The following is a 19,299-nucleotide window of genomic DNA, read 5'->3' as shown; positions in this document are numbered from 1 at the left end:
GGTGAAATATGGTGAAAATTCAAGGTGCAAAAGGGGGCGGAGGAGGCGGACATACGCCCGTCGAGTCACCCGATAGTTTATTGGCGGAATCAACCGCGAAAATTTTACTGGCGATTTCAGAAGGTGAAATAGCAGGTGGGTTGGATGATACGCGGATCTTTCTTGATGATACCCCCATTGGTAATGCGGATGGTTCTAAAAACTTTGAAGGAGTGACGTGGGAGTTCCGTGCGGGTAGTGAGCATCAAGAATACATCCAAGGTATCCCCTCCGTTGATAACGAAATCGCGGTGGGGATGGAGCTGAAAGATGATCAGCCGTATGTCAGAAGCATCAATAATACGCAATTGTCCGCTGTCCGCATTCGTTTTTCTGCGCCGCAATTTATGCAACAGCATGATAATGGTGATACGACTGGCTATCGTGTGGATTATATCATTGAGCTTTCGACGGATGGTTCGGGGTATAAGGAGGTCATCAAATCGGCATTTGACGGTAAAACGACCAGTGAATACCAACGAACACATCGCATTGAATTACCTAAAGCGAATACAGGCTGGCAATTGCGTGTTCGTCGATTAACAAAAAACCAAAATAATGCACGCATTGCCGATAAAATAAATATTGCCGCCGTTGTGGAAGTGATTGACGCAAAACTGCGTTATCCAAATACCGCACTGCTATTTATCACCTTCAACGCCCGTCAATTTAATAACCGCATCCCAAAAATCAGTGTACGGCCTAAAGGTGGCTTGCTTATCAAAGTGCCCACGAATTATGACCCGATTAATCGCACCTACTCTGGTGTATGGGATGGCACATTTAAGCTTGCAGCAACCAATAATCCAGCGTGGGTGTTTTATGACTTGGTTTTAAATAACCGCTACGGTTGTGGTGATCGCATTAATGCTTCACAAATTGATAAGTGGGATCTGTATAAGATTGCACAATATTGCGATGAAATGGTGCCAGATGGACGTGGGGGTGATGGCAAAGAGCCTCGTTTCATGTGTGATGTTTACTTTCAATCGCAAGAATCAGCTTATCAAGTATTGCGTGATATAGCAGCGATATTCAGAGGTATGACGTTTTGGGCAGATAACAAAGTCAATGCCGTTGCAGATATGCCTGAACCTATATTTCGCACGTTTACCAATGCAAATATTGTTGGTGGTAAACCAGCTTATTCAGGCGGCAGCATTCAAAACCGTTATACTCAAGCATTAGTTTCCTTTACCGATATTGATAACCACAGCAATGATGATGTTGAAGCCGTCGCGGACTTAAAGCTTCAGCGTCGATATGGTGTAAGAAAAACAGAGCTATCTGCAATTGGTTGTACCCGTCGCAGTGAAGCCAATCGTCGTGGTCGCTGGGCATTATTGACGAACGCGAATGACCGCATGGTCACTTTTGCGACAGGGCTTGAAGGCGCGATACCTTCTCCTGGTCATATTATCGGGTTAGCCGATTCAACATTGGCAGGTCGTAGCACTGGCGGACGTATTTCCTCTGTTGATGGTCGCAAGATTACGCTTGATAGAACGACCTCTATTAAAGTGGGTGATCGCTTAATTGTGAACTTGCCCGATGGTAAATCAGAAGGGCGCACTGTTACGTCAGTGAATCAAAAAGTTGTCACCGTTTCAGTTGAATATTCGCAAGTGCCGCAAAAAGAAGCGGTATGGGTGGTTGATTCGGATGATTTAGCTATCCAGTTGTACCGCGCTATTAACATCAGCGATAACGGTGATAATACTTACACCATCTCAGGTGCTATCCATAACCCTGACAATTATGAGCATATCGATGCTGGTGCACGTATTGACGAAAGACCCATTACCGTTATACCACCCAAAGTACAGCCAGCGCCTAAAAATGTGCGTATTTCATCATACACACAAGTAGACCAAGGCATTGCATTTACAACTTTACGGGTTGATTGGGAAGCGGCTGAAAGTGCGATTGCGTATGAGGCGGAATGGCGTCGTGACAACGGTAACTGGATAAATGCCCCGCGTACATCAACGCTGGGTTTTGAAGTTAATGGCATTTATGCAGGCCGTTATCAAGTTCGCGTACGGGCGATTAATGCGTCTGAAATTTCCAGCGTGTGGGCTAATGCAGATGAAACTCAACTCAACGGAAAAGAAGGTAATCCACCAAAACCCTTAAATTTACGAGCCACTTCTGAGGTTTGGGGAATTACTCTCAATTGGGGATTTGATGCGAACACGAGCGACACGCTAAAAACAGAACTGCAATATTCATCTGAAAACACAGTTGAATCTATGCAGCTGCTGGCTGATGTACCTTATCCGCTAAAATCGTATCGTATGTCCGGTCTAAAGGCTGGCGTACGGTTCTATTTCCGTGCAAGGCTGGTAGATAAAAGCGGCAATCAATCCGAGTGGACAAATGTTGTTTTAGGTGAGTCATCAACGGATGTTGAGGGTATTCTGGACGCGGTTGGCGACACCTTCCTCACCAACGAAGCTGGAAAGCAGATGCAAGAGCAGATTGACTTTAGCAAAGAAGCGATTGCAGAGCTTGAGCTTGATGCTATTGATGTGAAGCAGAAAGTTGTCAGCATTGATAGAGATGTTGAAGCTGTCAACGAAGCGGTGATGATGAACACTCAGTTCACGACGGAAGTTCATTTCAGCTTGAAAGAAGAGGTTGCTGATAGAAAAGCTGAGATATTCCGCATTGAGCAAGTGCAAGTCACTGACAGAGAAGCGGCGGCGCGCTGGCAAGAGCAAATCACCGCAAAAGTCGATTATAACGCATCTGAAATCCTGAATATTAAGGATGCTCAGTCGAGTTATGAGAAAGCAACAGCGCAGCAAATCAGTCAAGTGAAAGCTGATGTCGATGGTGTTAAATCACGCGTCACAACAGTCGAAACAGCAACCGCCGATTTAAAGCAATCGCAAGCGAAGTTTGAACAATCAACTACAGCTGAATTCGGCGAGATGCGCGGCTATATCACGCACTTTGAGACGTCATTGTCAAATGTGGAGCTTGCAGTTTCAGAAGCGATTATGCAGACGACAGCTCAAGTGAATCAGCACAGCTCTGAGTTGCTACAGTCGAAAGCAGAAGTTAAGCGTATCGCGAATGCAACAGCGACGAACGAGAAAGCAACGGCTGAGCTAGCAGAGAGCGTGAAAGCGCAATTTGAAGAGGCGCAAGCTGAATTTGTTGATGTACGTAAGTCAATCGCAGAGAAAGACAAAGCGCAATCAGAGCGTACAGAGCAAGTGCGCGCAGAGCTGAAAAAAGATATTGATAAAACTAACAAAGAATTATCAGATATCAGCGCCGCAGTGACAACTAACACAAAGGCTATCGCTGAGACTGATAAGACATTGACGGAGCTTCAGCAAGTATCTTCTTCACGCTTTGATAGCAATGAAGCGACGATAGCGAACCTTCAAAACACGCAGTCTAACATCGAATCATCGCAAGCTGAAACGACGTTACAGCTCGCAGCACAGCAAAATGAGCAAGGGTCTGAGCTTTTACGTGCTAAAGCCTCTATTCGTGAGACCAACAAAATTATTGTTGATAACGATAAAGCTTATGCGCAGAAGTTCACGCAGCTTGATTCACAATTTGAACAAGTGAATGCCCGTTTTACACGCGTTGAAAGCACCCTTGCGGATGCACAGCAATCTATCACGGAAACGAAAGAGCAGCTGTATAGCGAAATCAATTCTGTCGATAGAAAAGTGACCGCTGTTGACCAAAAAGTTGACCAAACAAAGGCTACTCTCGAAGGTGCTATTGCTGAATCCAATCATACCCTTTCGGCGAAAGTGGAAGCCGCGCAAGATACCGCCAATACGGCAAAATCGAACGCAGCGGACGCTAAGCAAGATATTGATAGATACAAAAATAGTAATGACCAGCGCATGTTGCTTGCAGAGACGCAAATTACGTCTAACAAGCAAGCGATCGCGAACGAGCAAGAAACCCGTGGCAGTCAGATTAACAAAATTAATTCTGAACTTGGTGGCTTAAATGCGGCATTTGAAGCGCAAGCCAAGACCTATGTTGACCAAAAAGGCAATGCATCTTCTATCTTTGGTATCAAGAATGCCGTTGTTGTGAATGGCCAATATTATGAAGCGCAGATGATTTTAGGTGCAGAAGTCAAAAACGGCCAAGTCGTCACGCAAATTGGCTTCAGTGCTGACACGTTTGGTATCTTCAATCCAAAAAGCGGAAAGTTGGAACCGGTATTTTTCGTTGAGAATGGACAAGTATTTATTAACGATGCGTTTATTAATCAAGCGACCATTGAAAAACTGTTAATCGGTTCGACTATCAAATCCAAAAACTGGGATCCTGCAACTAAAAAGGGTCTTATGATGGATTTTGAAAAAGGGAAGCTGATTGCAAATGACGCTGAAATAACCGGTAAGATTTATGCAACTGATGGCGAGTTTAATGGGACAGTTTATGTTGAAAAGTTAATTGGCGATAATGCGGTAGCAGCAACTTACAAGTACGCCACCAAAGATGAAGTCCATGGTAATAAATATGACCAAGTCATTGAGTCAAAAATCATTTATACAGGGGGGATGCCGTATGATGTTGATTTATTAATGCCAACGATGCAGTTTGAGTCAGCAGGATCTTATTCAGACGCAATTGTCAATGCTTATGTTCAAATCATTATTGATGGGGTAACACATACACCGCAAACAACAGCAGTGATAGATGGAGGGTCATGGAAATTAGTTTGCTCATTTTACGCAACAATACCAGCTAGCAAAAAAGACGTTGTCGTTACAGTGAGATATACAACATATCATACAGGGAGGTGTACGACTAAGATACTGCCAGCAATGGTTATTGCCTGCAAACATAACTCATCATCATTTAAAATCAGTTAAAAGTCTATCGCTTAAACAACCGCTTAATTGCGGTTTTTTTGTATCTAAATTTCGGAGAATATTATGTACAACGCAGGAACAGTTACAACGACAGCAAACAGCACAAAATTAATTGGCACAGGCACAAAGTGGAAAGATAACAACTCGCGAGTATCCGCAGAGCAGGTTATTTTAATTCAAAATGGCGCAACGATTTATATCAACAGCATTGCGTCTATTCAGAGCAACACAGAGATAACACTGAGTTTCCCTGTGCCTGCATCGGTGAGCAATGCACCGTATCAAATACTGACAACGATGGTGAATTCCGTTTCAGATGCAGCAAACAAGATTGTAGCAATGAACGTTGCGAATGTGCAGTTCAGCGATATCTTAAATCGATGGGCGACAGAAAGCGGTACGATTACAGTGACGTTGCCCGATAGCACAACACAGCAACTGAGAACGGCGAAAGAGATGGATAAGCAGCTAGATGGGAAGTTTGATAAAACGGGCGGAACTATCTCTGGTGATGTGACTTTTAGTAAGAACGCAATTAAGTCGACAAAAGGGACGCATACCTTGCCTGACAAATCTGGCACGTTGATGCAAGTTGGTGATTATGGGATTGGAGCTAGCTTGGCTCAATCCTCTGAAAACTACACATCAACAACGCTTGGTTGTGGTTTTTATGCTATGCCAGGTCATACAACTAATAACCCATGGGGGGGTAATGGATTCGCATATACCATTAATGTCCGCGCAGAAGGTTATGGATTCCAAATTGGTAAAACAACAGGAAACAAAAGTTTATCTTTTAGAACTTTAGATAATGGTGAGTTTTCGCCGACTTCAGTGCTGTACTCAACGTTAAACACAACAAAAGACTCCAACGGCAACTTAAAAGCAGCATCGCCAATTGTGAAAGTTTTTGCTGATCACATCGAACTCAACGAAGAATCCGAGGGCGTTGAACTCGAAAAGCTCGGTACCGGACGCTACAAATTAAAAGGCGTACTCGGTATGAATTCCGATGCTAGCTGGGGCGGCATTCACGGCGGCATGGTCATCCCAAATGGTATCAACAATTTACCGCTGGTGTGGGGTAGCTTTGATGTATTGCCCGATGGCGACATTATCATTGAAACACGCTATCGCAAGCATGAGTTAAATGAGCGTCAAGAAGCTGAGCGTTTAATGACTTACCCTGAGTTTCTGAAAGATGAGCTTGTTGAAGTTGACACTGAAGAGGGTAAGAAAGAAAAGCTGCTTAAAGTTGAGCGCGAAGACTATGAGTATTGTGATATTCCCAACGGTCACTGGATCGACGTTCGCGTAAACATGCCTAGTAACTCTATCTACAATCTCAAGCAAGCAGAAGCAGAGCGGTTGGCGAAAGAGGAGGCGGAGAGGCAAGCGGAGGAGGAGACTGAAAAATCTGAGGAAAAATCACTGTGACGAACTGTGACGAAATTGTGACACAAAAATGAGAGGAATCGATAAAAATAGGCAAAAATAAGCAAATCGCAAAAATGCTGGCTGGCTTGTAGTGCGGCTTTGATAGCTAAAAATCATTAATCAATATTTGCACATCCCGTGATTCATAATCTAACGCAGATGTCGCTTCATCTAAAATCAGAATATCAGGTTTTGTCAGTAATGCCCTCGCAAGTGCAATACGCTGGCGTTGCCCTCCAGAAAGATTACTACCTCTTTCTGATAAGTGATAATTAAAATTATCGGGGAGTTTCATAATAAATTCATAGGCTCCCGCCAATTTTGCCGCGTCAATCACATCATCATCACTGGCTTGCGGTTTACTCAAACGAATGTTTTCGGTAATAGTGCCAACAAAAAGCATACTTTCTTGTAATACCACGCTCATGCGTCGACGCAAGGTGACCGTATCGCTGACGGCTAAATCCATTCCATCAACAATCACTTGACCATGTTGTGGGATATAGAGTCGTTGTAGCAGCTTAGTTAAGGTACTTTTTCCAGATCCTGAAGGGCCTGTAATGCCAATAAATTCTCCCGCTTTGACTGAAAGTGAAAGGTTATTGAGGACTTCTGGTGTGTCCGGTTGATAACGAAAACGAATGTTTTGGAAGTCGATACAGCCATGGATAGATGCAGAACTCACTATTCCTTTTCTTTCATTTTCAATGGGTTCATCAAGGATATCTCCCACACGACGCAGTGAGATAATGGTGTGCTGAAAGTCTTGCCAAATTTGCGCCAAGCGCAAGACTGGTTGGGTCACATGGGCACTTAGCATATTATAGGCAACCAATTCACCGGGGCTGATGCCGCCATTCATCACTTCTTTAACGCCGACCCAAAGAAGCAGCGCAGTAGTGACTTTGCTGACTAAAGTCATCAGTTGTGATGCAATTTCACTGCGCATAGTGACTTTAAAGCCTTGAATTAGCTGTTTACTGAGTAATTTCTGCCAACGATGGTAAAAATACTTTTCGGTGGCAGTGGTTTTTACTGTTTCAATACCCGTGATTGATTCAGTTAAAAAAGTTAAACCGTTTTCATCGGCCTGATAGGACTTTTCCGTTTGTCGTCGAATGATAGGGCCGAGTATCATCCATAGGATAAAAAAGACAAATAGGGAGCCTATGAGGATCCATGTCATATTGGCACTATAGTAAAATAGTATGGCGATAAATAGGCTAACAAACAGTAAATCAATAAATAACATCAATGTTGAACCGGTCAAAAATTGGCGGATATGAGACATTTCTCTGATCCGAGCAATGATTTTGCCTGTTGGCCGTAATTTAAAATAATTCAATGGTAATGCCATTAAGTGGCGATAGAGTTTACCTGATAACTCTGAACCAATTTGTGAGCTCGTATTACTGAAAATTTTATTACGGATAAATGTATATAGTGGTTCGGCAAATGCAATACTGATAATACCAATAGCCAATACATGCAAACTATCAATGCTTCTTCCTACTAGCACCTTATCAATGATATTTTGGAAAAATAAAGGATTGATCAAAGCAAATAACTGAACGATCGCAGCAAGAATAAAAATATTTTTCAGTTGTGAACGCTGACGTAATATTGAAGGGATAAACCAACTAATACCAAACTTTCTTTTTTGTTCAATTTCAAGCTGTTCTTTTATCAATAGAACAATAATCTTATTATTGTCATTAGGAATATCATTGAATGATACTATTTTATTACTTTCAGGATGAATTAAAATTAATGAGTCATCACTGTCTTTTGATAATACAAACCAGCATCCATTAATATCAACCAGTGCGGGAAGAGGGAGATGAGTAAATTGTTGCTTGTGTAATTCAAGCAACTCAGTTTCATAACCTGTAATATGAGCACATTCTCTGAGTTCCCAATTTGTTGGTGAAACAGAGTTCATGCCTATGGCATGCATTAACTGATCTTTAGTGAGGCTTTTTTGATAATGGTTAGCGACCCAAATTAATGCCTCTAATCCATAGTTGTTATTTATCGTTTCCATAGATTATTTTTCCCTCATCGCGGTGGAGGTATATTCTTGAATTGGACTTAATAAATAATCAATAACGCGACGTTTTTCCGTTTTGATCTCTGTCGTGACAGATAGACCTGGCGTGAGCTCAATAGTATTACCTTCAACCAATAAACTTTTCTTGTTAAGGCTAATTTGCCCTAAAAAAACGAGACCAAGTTGCTCATCTTGAGTGCTATCTCTTGATATTGATAAAACTTCGCCCTCTATGGTGCCATAGCGGGTGTAAGGAAAGGCATCAATTTTCACCGTCGCACTTTGCCCTTCTCGAATAAAGCCAATGTCTTTATTTAGAATTTTGACTTCAGCCAGTTGCACATCATTACTAGGGACAATGACCATTAATTGTTGAGCCGGTTGTAATACAGCGCCTAAAGTATAAGTTGCTAGTTGCTGTATTGTTCCATCAACAGGAGAACGAATAATTTCTAGTTGCTCTCTTTCTTGGTTTTTTGCGAGTTCTTGTTCGGCTGATGCATGCTTAAACTCAGCCTGTCGGTATTTTTCATACCATTCTTGGTTCTTTTGTGTTTGTAAACGATTCAGTTTTTCTTGTAATGCGTGATATTGACTATCTAAAATAGTCAGCTCGGCGAGTTTTGTTGTTTTTTCTTTTTTGGTATGCAGCAGTTCACGTTCTTGTTCTAAGAACTCTTTTTGGCTAATAAGTTTTTTTTCATTTAATGCGCTGTGAGCATCAAGTCGTTTTTTAATATTAATGATTAATAAATTGATATCTTTTAATTCAAGGTTTCTCGCTGAATAATTTGCTCTATTAATGGCTATCTCGTTATTTATTTCAGTGACTAATGCGTCATATTCATTTTTTAAGTTTTGATAAGTTTGTATAACCCGTTGTTGCTCAATAGATAATAAACTAGCAAACTCATTATTCAGCTCAGGTGATTGCTGATTTAACAAACTATGGTGAACCAATTTTTCAATTTTTTGAAAGTTAATTTGATAGGTTAGATTCAGAATATCTTGATTGATCCCTAATACATTCACACTCAATAAAGGGTCTCCTTTTTTAACTTTTTGTCCATCAGCGACGTAAATATGTTGCAAACGACTTAGTTCAAAAGCCTGAATAATTTGTGTTCTTCCAGAAACAATTAATCGGCCTTGTGCGGTGGCTTGAATATCTAATTTACCAATGTAGGACCATAAAATAGCGAATAATATACCTATACTAATAATAATCGCAGTCATCAATGCAAGATAAGAAGGTGGGCTTTTTAATAATGCCAAATGTGACGGTAAAAAACGATCATACCGTGTATTGGTTGCTGTCTGTTTCATAGCTAACATCCATGTAATTATTTAAGTGATTGCTGTAATGACCACAAGTGTTTATAGAACTGACCTTGCTCAATTAATTGTTGGTGGCTGCCTTGCTCTACGATCTTGCCTTCCTGCATGACGATAATACGTTGATGATCACGTATCGTGGAGAGCCTGTGTGCAATAGTAATAACCGTTCTACCTTGAGCGATAAGTTGCATGTTTTCCTGAATAATAGCTTGAGACTCATCATCCAAGGCACTGGTTGCTTCATCAAATATGATAATTTTAGGATCCGCAAGTAGTGTGCGTGCAATGGCGATACGTTGGCGTTGACCGCCTGATAACGATGAGCCACCTTCAGATAGAATGGTGTCGTAGCCCATTGGTAGCTTTAAAATAAAATCATGTGCACCCGCCATTTTAGCAGCATGTATCACTTGAACCATTGAGCTATTTGGACGAGTTTGGGCAATATTATCGAATACAGTTTGGTTAAACAGGTAATTCTCTTGAAGGACAATGCCAACTTGTTGTCTTAATGAATGAATATTTATCGATGTTAATGGTACTCCATCAATAAAAATACCGCCTTGTTCTGGGGTGTATAGACGGAGTAATAAACGTGCTAAGGTGCTTTTCCCTGAACCCGATGTCCCAACAATCCCTAATGTTTCACCTGAACGAATGGATAAATTAAAATCTTGAAGAATATACGGCATATTGGGTTGATAGCGAAAACAGATATTACGTAACTGGATATATCCTTTTAAGGATTTACGCTCTCCATGTTTAGTCTGCTCTGTTGGTAAATTAATTATTTGAGCTAACTTCTCAATAGCCACTTTTGTTCTTATGTAATCTCCCCAAAGTTTGACCAATTTTACTAGTGGTTGGCTGGCATGGTTGACCATCATGTGGAAAGCAATAAATTGCCCAATGGTCAGTTGTAAAGCCAATACTTCCGATGCACCAACCCATAAAATAACCGCACTGGTTAATTTCTCAATTACCATCACAAGGTGTTCTGATCGAGAACTCACTTGCCCTGCAACAAAAGTGGTGTGGCTCATATCTGAAGTTTGCTTATCCCATCGGCGAGTAAAATTTGGCTCTACAGATAAGCTTTTTGCTGTTTCAATACCATTAATGCTTTCTGTTAAAAAAGATGTATTGATTGCAATATTCGCAAACTGTTCATGAGCAGCGGCTTCAATTTTAGGGGTTAGCCACCAAGCAACGAGTAAATAAAGCGGAATAGAGCAGAGAAAGATCAGAGTGAGCGTTGAAGAAAGTAGGCTCATCACATAGATAAATACAAACAGAAATAGTACATCAACACATAATGTAAAAAAGCTCCCCGTTAGAAACTCACGAATAGTTTCTAACTCTTTGACTCGAGTAACAATTGCACCAATTTGGCGTGTTTTGAAAAAAGAGATAGGAAGGTGCAGTAAATGATTAACTAGCTTTAAGCCTAGTGTAATATCAATACGGTTTACGGTGTGATGATAAATATATTCTCTTAGTCCTTTTAAACTAACTTCAATAATAGCGACAATAATTAAGCCAAATATTAATACATCCAGAGTCGCCATACTATTATGAACAAGCACTTTATCCATAATCACTTGAATAACAATAGGAGAGATTAAAGCGAGTATTTGTAAAATAAATGAAAATAGTAAAACCCACGCAATAATATCTTTATATTTTAAAAATTCAGCTTGAAACCAAGTGATATCGAATTTACTTTGTGTGGATTTTACTTGTAGCCATTTACCGCTCCATTTTTGTTTAAATTCATCTATTGTCCAAATTTCAGGTGCATGATTACCAAACCGCTGTATAAGAACTTGCTCATGATTAAAATTAGCGAGTAGATAAGCAATGTTATCATTATCGTAGATAATTGAAGGGGATTCTATTTTCTCAATTGATCTATCACTTTGTTTTCTAAATCGACATTTAACATTTAGCAGTTTTTTTATATCAGCTAATGATTCATGAAGAGGTTTTTCTTTATCAATAACTTTATTGAATTCATTATGGTCAATATCACCCGAAAGTTTAATTATTATTCCAATGAAATATAAGGTTGATTGCGTTTGTTCATTATCCATTTTAAAAGTGAATATTCCTTTAATCTATAATTATTGGTTTTATATATTTAAGATTTTGATAAATGTATATGGTTAAATAGTAGTATAAGGCAGGGGCGTGCAATTAATATAATATAGCGATAATAATTATAAGGATATTGAAGTTTATCTGATATTACTGTTCTATTCGTATGATCTCAATAATTCAAAATACAGTTAGGCGATCAATGAACGAATACGCTGTAAGGCACCTAGGTGATTAGTACGAATAAGCGACGATAACGATAATGTAACTTGAAGTATGACGATTGTATACTGAAGAGAAATTATCCCTTCAGTATACAATCTATTTATTCATATTCAGGTAGGTCAAGAAAACGATGAATAGCCCTTAAAACATGATCAGGTTTTTCTGCATGAACCCAATGCCCTGCATCAGCAACAACCCATGCTTTGGTATTTGGGAACTGTGTCGCTATTTGCTCTCTATATTCAGCTTTAACATAAGGGGAGTTACCACCTGGGATCAGCAAAACGGGTTTATCCCATGTAAGTACTGATTTCCAGCCAATAATTAGCTCATAATTTTCTTTAATTGCGGGTAGATTAAATTTCCATTCACCTTGGCGAAAAGATTTGAGTAAAAATTGAATAACGCCATCTTCATTAAGATATTCGCGCATGATAACCGTTGCTTCTTGGCGGCTTTTTGCACCACCTTGAATAACGGCGTCAAGAGCAGCCATGATAGTATCATGTCGACGTTCTTGGTAAGCGACAGGAGCCATATCAATCGCGATGACTTTTTCAATAAAATCAGGGGCAATTTCAGTCGCAGCCATGGAAATTTTTCCGCCCATTGAGTGGCCAATCAATATCGCACTTGTATAACCCAAGGATTGTAATAGGGTAATAACATCATTGGCCATTTGCCGGTATTCCATGGTGTCAGCACGGAATGAATCACCATGATTGCGAACATCAATTTGGATAGTTTCAAAATATTTTTGCAAATCGCGACCTAAGACACCAAGGTTGTTAAGATCGCCAAATAGCCCGTGAATTAGCACAACAGGCGTTGGTGAAACGGGGTGTTCTGGTTTATGAATTGTATGGTTTAGCAGTTTAGTCATCGTTAAACGTCAATTTTTTAATTGTTAATAATTCTATGATGGCATGTATGTTTAAAAAATCCAAACTGACAAATTTGAGTGAGTTCCCGTCTATCGCAAAGAACTCTACTTAATAGTTCATTTTCTTATTAAACATAAAACGACCTAGATAGTGATAACTTACTGAAATCACGCTGAACTTAGGGTAATGTTTACTTTAAGTTATTGAAATTTTAATTGTTTTGTTTTTTTGAAATCTATCTTATAATCCCAACGCAAATTTTGGTTAAAAAAAAGTACTGGGAAAAAATGAAAACGATAGAAGTTGATGAAGAGCTTTACCGCTATATTGCCAGCCATACACAGCATATCGGTGAAAGTGCATCGGATATTTTGCGCCGTATGTTAAATTTTAAGTCCGGTCAGCCAGTACAAGTCGCTAAAGAATTCGGTAACGAACAACAGCTACCACAAGCTGTAGAGACAAAAAAAACATCTGCTGCACCGCAAAATCCTGTTCGCATTGTTAGAGAATTATTACTCTCTGATGCTTATGCGGAAAAAAATAAAGCAATAGATCGCTTTATGTTAATTTTATCGACGCTGTATAGCTTAGATTCAGTTGTCTTTGCTAATGCGACAGAGGCAATGCATGGTCGTACTCGAGTTTATTTTGCGGGTGATGAGCAAACTCTGTTAGCTGCGGGTAGGCAGTCTAAGCCGCGTCATATACCTGGAACACCTTATTGGGTGATCACGAATACAAATACCAATCGCAAACGCAGCATGGTTGAAGCAATCATGCAGGAGATGCAGTTCCCTGCCAATGTGATTGAGAAAGTTTGTCATACAATCTAATCTAAAAATCGAGGCATCACTGGGGTTGTTTATACTTTAAATAACGTAGAATGCAGTTAGGTGACAAACAAACGAATTGCTAGGTGCCTACATAAGTAGGTGACGAGTGCAAATGAGTGAAGTCAACAACACTGCAACTTGGAGTATGACGAGCCAGTGCATTGGGAGATAACAAGTGACTATACATGAACGTGCAGGGCAGCTTCCGTTTCAAACTGATTTGATAAATGTTGCACAACTAACTGCTCAATATTATCAATTGCAGCCGCAAGTCGGTAACCCTGAGCATGCCGTAAAATTTGGCACATCAGGGCATAGAGGCAGTGCGAATAGAAAGAATTTCAATGAAGTTCATATTCTTGCAATTGCTCAGGCGATTGTTAATTTGCGCAAACAGCAAGGCCTAACAGGGCCATGTTTTATTGGTAAAGACACCCATGCATTGTCTGAAGCGGCATTTATAACGGTTATTGAAGTACTTGCTGCTAATCAGGTTAGCGTTGTTATTCAAACAGATAATGGTTTTACGCCAACCCCTGCAATATCTCATGCTATTATTAGTTATAACCAATCACATCAAGATGTTGCCGATGGGATTGTGATAACCCCTTCGCATAACCCACCAGAAGACGGTGGTATTAAGTATAATCCATCCAATGGTGGTCCAGCAGATACTGATTTAACTTCTGTCATTGAGAAGCAAGCGAATCAATTGATTGCACAAAATCTTGCAGGGGTGAAACGGTTATCTTTTGAAGATGCATTATCCAGTGGTTATGTGGCAGAGCAAGACCTAATTATGCCTTATGTTGCGGCACTAGGTGACGTCGTCGATATGAAGGCTATCCAAAAAGCGGGCCTGAAATTAGGTGTTGACCCTCTTGGTGGCGCGGGTATCGAATACTGGCGTAAGATCGCGGAGTATTATCAATTAGACCTTGAGTTAGTGAACGATCAATTCGATCAAACTTTCCGTTTTATGCCTCTTGATCACGATGGTGTGATCCGCATGGATTGTTCTTCGCGTTGGGCAATGGCGGGTTTGCTAGGCATGAAAGAAAAGTTTGATTTAGCTTTTGCGAATGATCCTGATTATGACCGCCATGGTATTGTGACGCCTACTGGCCTAATGAATCCAAATCACTACCTTGCGGTAGCGATTGATTATTTATTCCAACATCGTCCCCAATGGAGCAAAGAGGTCGCAGTTGGCAAAACCCTTGTTTCCAGCGCAATGATTGATCGTGTTGTTGCTGACAGTGGCCGTGAGCTTGTGGAAGTGCCTGTTGGCTTCAAATGGTTTGTTGAAGGATTATTTGACGGCTCATTAGGTTTTGGCGGCGAAGAAAGTGCTGGTGCTTCTTTCTTAAAATTTGATGGTACCCCTTGGTCAACGGATAAAGATGGTATTATTTTATGTTTGCTGGCGGCTGAAATCACTGCTGTGACAGGTGAAAATCCACAACAGCGTTATAATAAGCTAGCTGAAAAATTTGGCTCCCCTATTTATAGCCGTATCCAAGCCAAAGCAACTCATGAACAAAAAGCAAAATTGAGTAAATTATCCCCTGAAATGGTTTCTGCGGATAGCTTAGCGGGAGATAAAATCACTCAACGTCTAACGACTGCTCCGGGGAATGGCGCTTCTATTGGCGGACTAAAAATCATGACTGATTATGGTTGGTTTGCTGCCCGCCCATCAGGCACGGAAGAAGCATATAAAATCTACTGTGAGAGCTTCCGCGGTGAAGAGCATTTACGCCAAATTGAAAAAGAAGCAATCGAAATCGTTAGCAAGGTAATTTCTTAGTTTTCGTCTTGTTTATCGATAAAAAGCGTTTTAAATCCCGATGTTGGTAATAGAGCCAAAATCGGGATTTTATTTTTTTTAGCCCCTCAATCTCTGCATAATATTACGGTGGTATTTGTTGTGGCCGAATTAACAAAATTCCTTGCTTTTCTATTAAAAAATTACCTGTCTGGTATTTCGATTCTTCTCGACAATAACCGTTGCAGCGCGCGGCGGGGGATGGTACAACCATAGTACTGAGCTAATTTAATAAACGTTTATTGAAATTAAAGATAGGGTGAGGTCAATGAGTCAGGTTTATAATTTCAGTGCGGGTCCTGCAATGTTACCCGTAGAAGTCATGCGTCGCGCGGAACAAGAGTTTTGTAATTGGAAAGGCCTTGGTGTTTCTGTCATGGAAGTGAGTCATCGCGGAAAAGACTTCATTGCTGTTGCCGAAGAAGCAGAACAAAACTTACGTGATCTGCTAAATATTCCCCAAAATTATAAAGTATTATTTTGTCATGGTGGTGCTCGCGGTCACTTTGCGGCGATGCCTATGAACCTCTTGGGTAGTAAAACAACAGCTGACTACATTGTAGGTGGTTATTGGGCGGAATCAGCAGCAGAAGAAGCGCAAAAATACTGCACTCCGAACATAATTCAAGTTAAACAAGAAAAAGACGGGGTTGTTGGTATAAAGCCAATGAGTGAGTGGCAGTTAAGTGATGATGCTGCTTATATTCATTATTGCCCAAATGAAACCATCGACGGCTTAGCAATACACGAAGAACCTGACTTCCCGAAAGATAAAATTGTTATTGCAGACTACTCATCGGCCATTTTATCTAAACCTATCGATATTAGCCGTTATGGTGTTGTTTATGCGGGAGCTCAAAAGAATATTGGCCCTGCGGGTTTAACGATTGTGATCATTCGTGAAGATTTACTAGGTAAAGCCTCAACTCAAACCCCATCCGTATTTGATTACACCGTTCTTGCCAAATATGATTCTATGTTCAATACACCACCAACATTTGCTTGGTACTTATCAGGCATGGTTTTCAAGTGGTTGAAAGAACAAGGTGGCTTGCAAGAAATGGCAAAACGTAACTATGAAAAATCTCAGCTATTGTACAACGCAATTGATGATAGCGAGTTCTATATTAACCGTGTTGCCGTTGAAAATCGCTCTTGGATGAACGTCCCATTCCAAATGCAAAATCCAGCTTTGGATGAGCAATTCCTGACAGAGGCTAAAGCTCAAGGATTATTATCACTGAAAGGTCACCGTGTATCCGGTGGAATGCGTGCTTCTATTTACAACGCAATGCCATTAGCTGGTGTTCAGGCTTTAGTTGATTTTATGGCTGATTTCGAACGTCGCCACGCGTAATTATCTTCCCACTCCAATATAATTAAGCATATTGGGGTGGGGACTCTATTTTGATACAAAACGATAATAATTAATTTAGCAAAAAGTACTGGAGAATCTGCTCGTTATGCAATCCCTGACATTACAACCTATCTCTTCAATTAACGGAACGATCAACCTGCCAGGGTCAAAAAGTGTATCGAACCGAGCTCTTTTATTAGCTGCAATGGCAAATGGCACAACGGTGCTGACTAACTTATTAGACAGTGATGATATTCGCCATATGCTGAATGCATTAAGCGCGTTAGGTGTAAAATACCAACTCTCTGAAGATAAAACACGTTGTCTTGTGGAAGGTATTGGTGGGCGTTTAAGTTACCCAAATGAGCTGGAAATTTTTTTAGGCAACGCAGGGACAGCAATGCGTCCCCTGACAGCGGCGTTGTCACTAGCAGAAAACAACATTGTACTGACTGGCGAGCCACGCATGAAAGAGCGCCCAATAGGGCACTTGGTTGACGCATTACGTGAAGGCGGCGCTGTTATTGAGTATTTAGAACAGGAAAATTATCCACCCATTCGTTTACGTGGGGGCTTTTCAGGTGGCACAATTTCAGTTGATGGTTCAGTTTCTAGTCAGTTTTTAACCGCGCTTTTAATGGCAGCGCCATTAGCTGAAAAAGATACGCTAATTACTATTACAGGTGATTTAGTTTCGAAACCTTATATTGATATTACTTTAGCCTTGATGGCAACCTTTGGTGTGAATGTTGAAAATCATCAATATCAAAAGTTTACTATTAAAGGTCAACAACAATATCAATCACCAGGTGAATATTTAGTTGAAGGTGATGCATCATCCGCTTCTTATTTTCTGGCCGCGGCAGCAATCAAAGGCGGTACTGTTCGAGTAACGGGTATCGGTAGAAATAGCCTTCAAGGTGATACAAAATTTGCCAATGTCTTAGAAAAGATGGGAGCAACCATTCGTTGGGGTGATGAATTTGTTGAATGTGAACGAGGGACTTTAACTGGGATTGATATGGATATGAATGCAATCCCCGATGCTGCAATGACGATAGGCACGGTCGCTCTGTTTGCCAAAGGCGAAACGGTGATCCGCAATATTTATAATTGGCGGGTGAAAGAAACAGATCGTCTATACGCGATGGCGACAGAGTTGCGTAAAGTTGGGGCTGAAGTTGAAGAAGGGCATGATTTTATCCGTATTGTTCCTCCCACAAAACTTCAGCATGCAGAGATTGAAACCTATAATGATCATCGAATTGCTATGTGCTTTTCATTGGTCGCACTATCCGATACCCCTGTGACTATCTTAGACCCAAGCTGTACAGCGAAAACATTCCCTGATTATTTTCAACAATTAGCGCGTTTGAGTAAATTTTAATCATTTGACTGACTGAAATAAAAGTTCTTTATTCCAGTCAGTTTCTTCTCTTATCTCTTAATCGCACGTGTAAATGACAATTTTTATCTCATTCATCAGAACCTGCTTATTTCACAAAACTGATGAGTAGGTATAATGTCGCCACTGATTTTAATTGCAGGTGAAAGATTGACTTGCAGAAAAGGAGACCTTTTATGGTGGCGATTGCCCCTGTAATAACCGTTGATGGACCTAGCGGAGCTGGTAAAGGTACGTTATGCCAAGCGTTGGCAAACGAATTTGGATGGCAACTTTTAGATTCTGGTGCGATTTATCGTGTACTTGCTTTAGCTGCATTGCATCACCATGTGGATATTCAATCAGAAGATGCATTGGTGCCTCTTGCGGCAAATTTAGATGTTCGTTTTGTACCGGAAGATAATCAGTTAAAAGTCATTTTGGAAGGCGAAGATGTTTCAAATCAAATTCGCACCGAAGATGTGGGGAAAACAGCGTCACAAATCGCAGCTTTTCCTCGTGTAAGAGAGGCTTTACTGCGTCGTCAGCGTGCTTTTAGAGCTATGCCAGGTTTGATTGCGGATGGTCGTGACATGGGAACGGTAGTTTTCCCTGACGCCCCAGTGAAAATTTTCCTTGATGCCTCCGCGGAGGAGCGTGCTCATCGACGTATGAAGCAGTTGCAGGAAAAGGGGTTTGATGTTAACTTTGAGCGACTTTTAACCGAAATACAAGAACGCGATTATCGTGATCGTAACCGTACGGTTGCGCCGTTAATTGCCGCAAAGGATGCTTTAATACTGGATTCCACAAGTATGTCTATTGAGGAAGTCATTGAAAAAGCACAAGCCTATGCGAAAAAAATTCTACAATTATCTTAATAATTGGCTGTATTTTAGCTTATAATGTAGATAGTATACGCACTTAATACTATACCGATTTTCTATATTCGGCATAGT

At 40.6% G+C, this 19,299-nt stretch carries 11 protein-coding genes; 7 read left to right on the top strand and 4 right to left on the bottom strand.

The genetic code is table 11. From position 1 onward, the window contains the following. Window positions 1-8 precede the first annotated feature (8 nt). Together M1E96_RS14240 and M1E96_RS14235 are read left to right on the top strand one after the other, a co-directional pair. Window positions 9-4,904 (top strand): DUF1983 domain-containing protein, encoded by a 4,896-nt coding sequence (locus M1E96_RS14240; RefSeq protein ID WP_369427144.1) that lies wholly within the window; start codon window positions 9-11, stop codon window positions 4,902-4,904. A 63-nt stretch (window positions 4,905-4,967) separates the two neighbouring features. After that, window positions 4,968-6,341, top strand: coding sequence for a hypothetical protein (locus M1E96_RS14235; RefSeq protein WP_369427143.1), 1,374 nt, complete (start codon window positions 4,968-4,970; stop codon window positions 6,339-6,341). A gap of 106 nt (window positions 6,342-6,447) precedes the next feature. On the opposite strand, the gene M1E96_RS14230 is transcribed toward M1E96_RS14235, so the two are convergent. The 4 genes from M1E96_RS14230 to M1E96_RS14215 all read right to left on the bottom strand — a co-directional run bounded on the left by M1E96_RS14230 (window position 6,448) and on the right by M1E96_RS14215 (window position 12,934). Then, the gene (locus tag M1E96_RS14230) at window positions 6,448-8,385 is read right to left on the bottom strand and encodes a type I secretion system permease/ATPase (protein ID WP_369427142.1); all 1,938 of its coding nucleotides are present in this window, start codon (window positions 8,383-8,385) and stop codon (window positions 6,448-6,450) included. A gap of 3 nt (window positions 8,386-8,388) precedes the next feature. Continuing rightward, on the bottom strand, window positions 8,389-9,717 hold the full coding sequence (locus tag M1E96_RS14225) for an HlyD family type I secretion periplasmic adaptor subunit (RefSeq protein WP_070924900.1): 1,329 nt from the start codon (window positions 9,715-9,717) through the stop codon (window positions 8,389-8,391). Between the two features lie 17 nt (window positions 9,718-9,734). After that, window positions 9,735-11,822 carry a peptidase domain-containing ABC transporter gene (locus M1E96_RS14220; RefSeq protein WP_369427141.1) on the bottom strand — a complete coding sequence of 696 codons (2,088 nt, stop codon included), beginning with the start codon at window positions 11,820-11,822 and terminating at the stop codon, window positions 9,735-9,737. A gap of 329 nt (window positions 11,823-12,151) precedes the next feature. After that, the gene (locus tag M1E96_RS14215) at window positions 12,152-12,934 is read right to left on the bottom strand and encodes an alpha/beta fold hydrolase (protein ID WP_369427140.1); all 783 of its coding nucleotides are present in this window, start codon (window positions 12,932-12,934) and stop codon (window positions 12,152-12,154) included. A gap of 288 nt (window positions 12,935-13,222) precedes the next feature. On the opposite strand from M1E96_RS14215, the gene seqA reads away from it, so the two are divergent. The 5 genes from seqA to cmk all read left to right on the top strand — a co-directional run bounded on the left by seqA (window position 13,223) and on the right by cmk (window position 19,221). Continuing rightward, entirely contained in the window at window positions 13,223-13,771 is a 549-nt protein-coding gene (gene seqA / locus M1E96_RS14210) for a replication initiation negative regulator SeqA (RefSeq protein WP_070924897.1), read from the top strand. A gap of 175 nt (window positions 13,772-13,946) precedes the next feature. Then, entirely contained in the window at window positions 13,947-15,581 is a 1,635-nt protein-coding gene (gene pgm, locus M1E96_RS14205) for a phosphoglucomutase (alpha-D-glucose-1,6-bisphosphate-dependent) (RefSeq protein WP_140186229.1), read from the top strand. 286 nt (window positions 15,582-15,867) lie between these two features. Further along, window positions 15,868-16,956 (top strand): 3-phosphoserine/phosphohydroxythreonine transaminase, encoded by a 1,089-nt coding sequence (gene serC, locus M1E96_RS14200; RefSeq protein ID WP_070924896.1) that lies wholly within the window; start codon window positions 15,868-15,870, stop codon window positions 16,954-16,956. A 106-nt stretch (window positions 16,957-17,062) separates the two neighbouring features. Then, window positions 17,063-18,343, top strand: a complete 1,281-nt coding sequence (gene aroA / locus M1E96_RS14195; RefSeq protein ID WP_272580923.1) for a 3-phosphoshikimate 1-carboxyvinyltransferase — start codon at window positions 17,063-17,065, stop codon at window positions 18,341-18,343. 194 nt (window positions 18,344-18,537) lie between these two features. Next, window positions 18,538-19,221 (top strand): (d)CMP kinase, encoded by a 684-nt coding sequence (gene cmk / locus M1E96_RS14190; protein ID WP_070924894.1) that lies wholly within the window; start codon window positions 18,538-18,540, stop codon window positions 19,219-19,221. The last annotated feature ends 78 nt before the right edge of the window (window positions 19,222-19,299 follow it).

Origin of the sequence: Providencia sp. PROV236 (assembly GCF_033676985.1) — a bacterium.
Taxonomy (GTDB): Bacteria; Pseudomonadota; Gammaproteobacteria; order Enterobacterales; family Enterobacteriaceae; genus Providencia; species Providencia manganoxydans.
The sequence above is the reverse complement of the archived record's forward strand: the minus strand, read 5'-3'. Positions and strand labels throughout refer to the sequence as shown.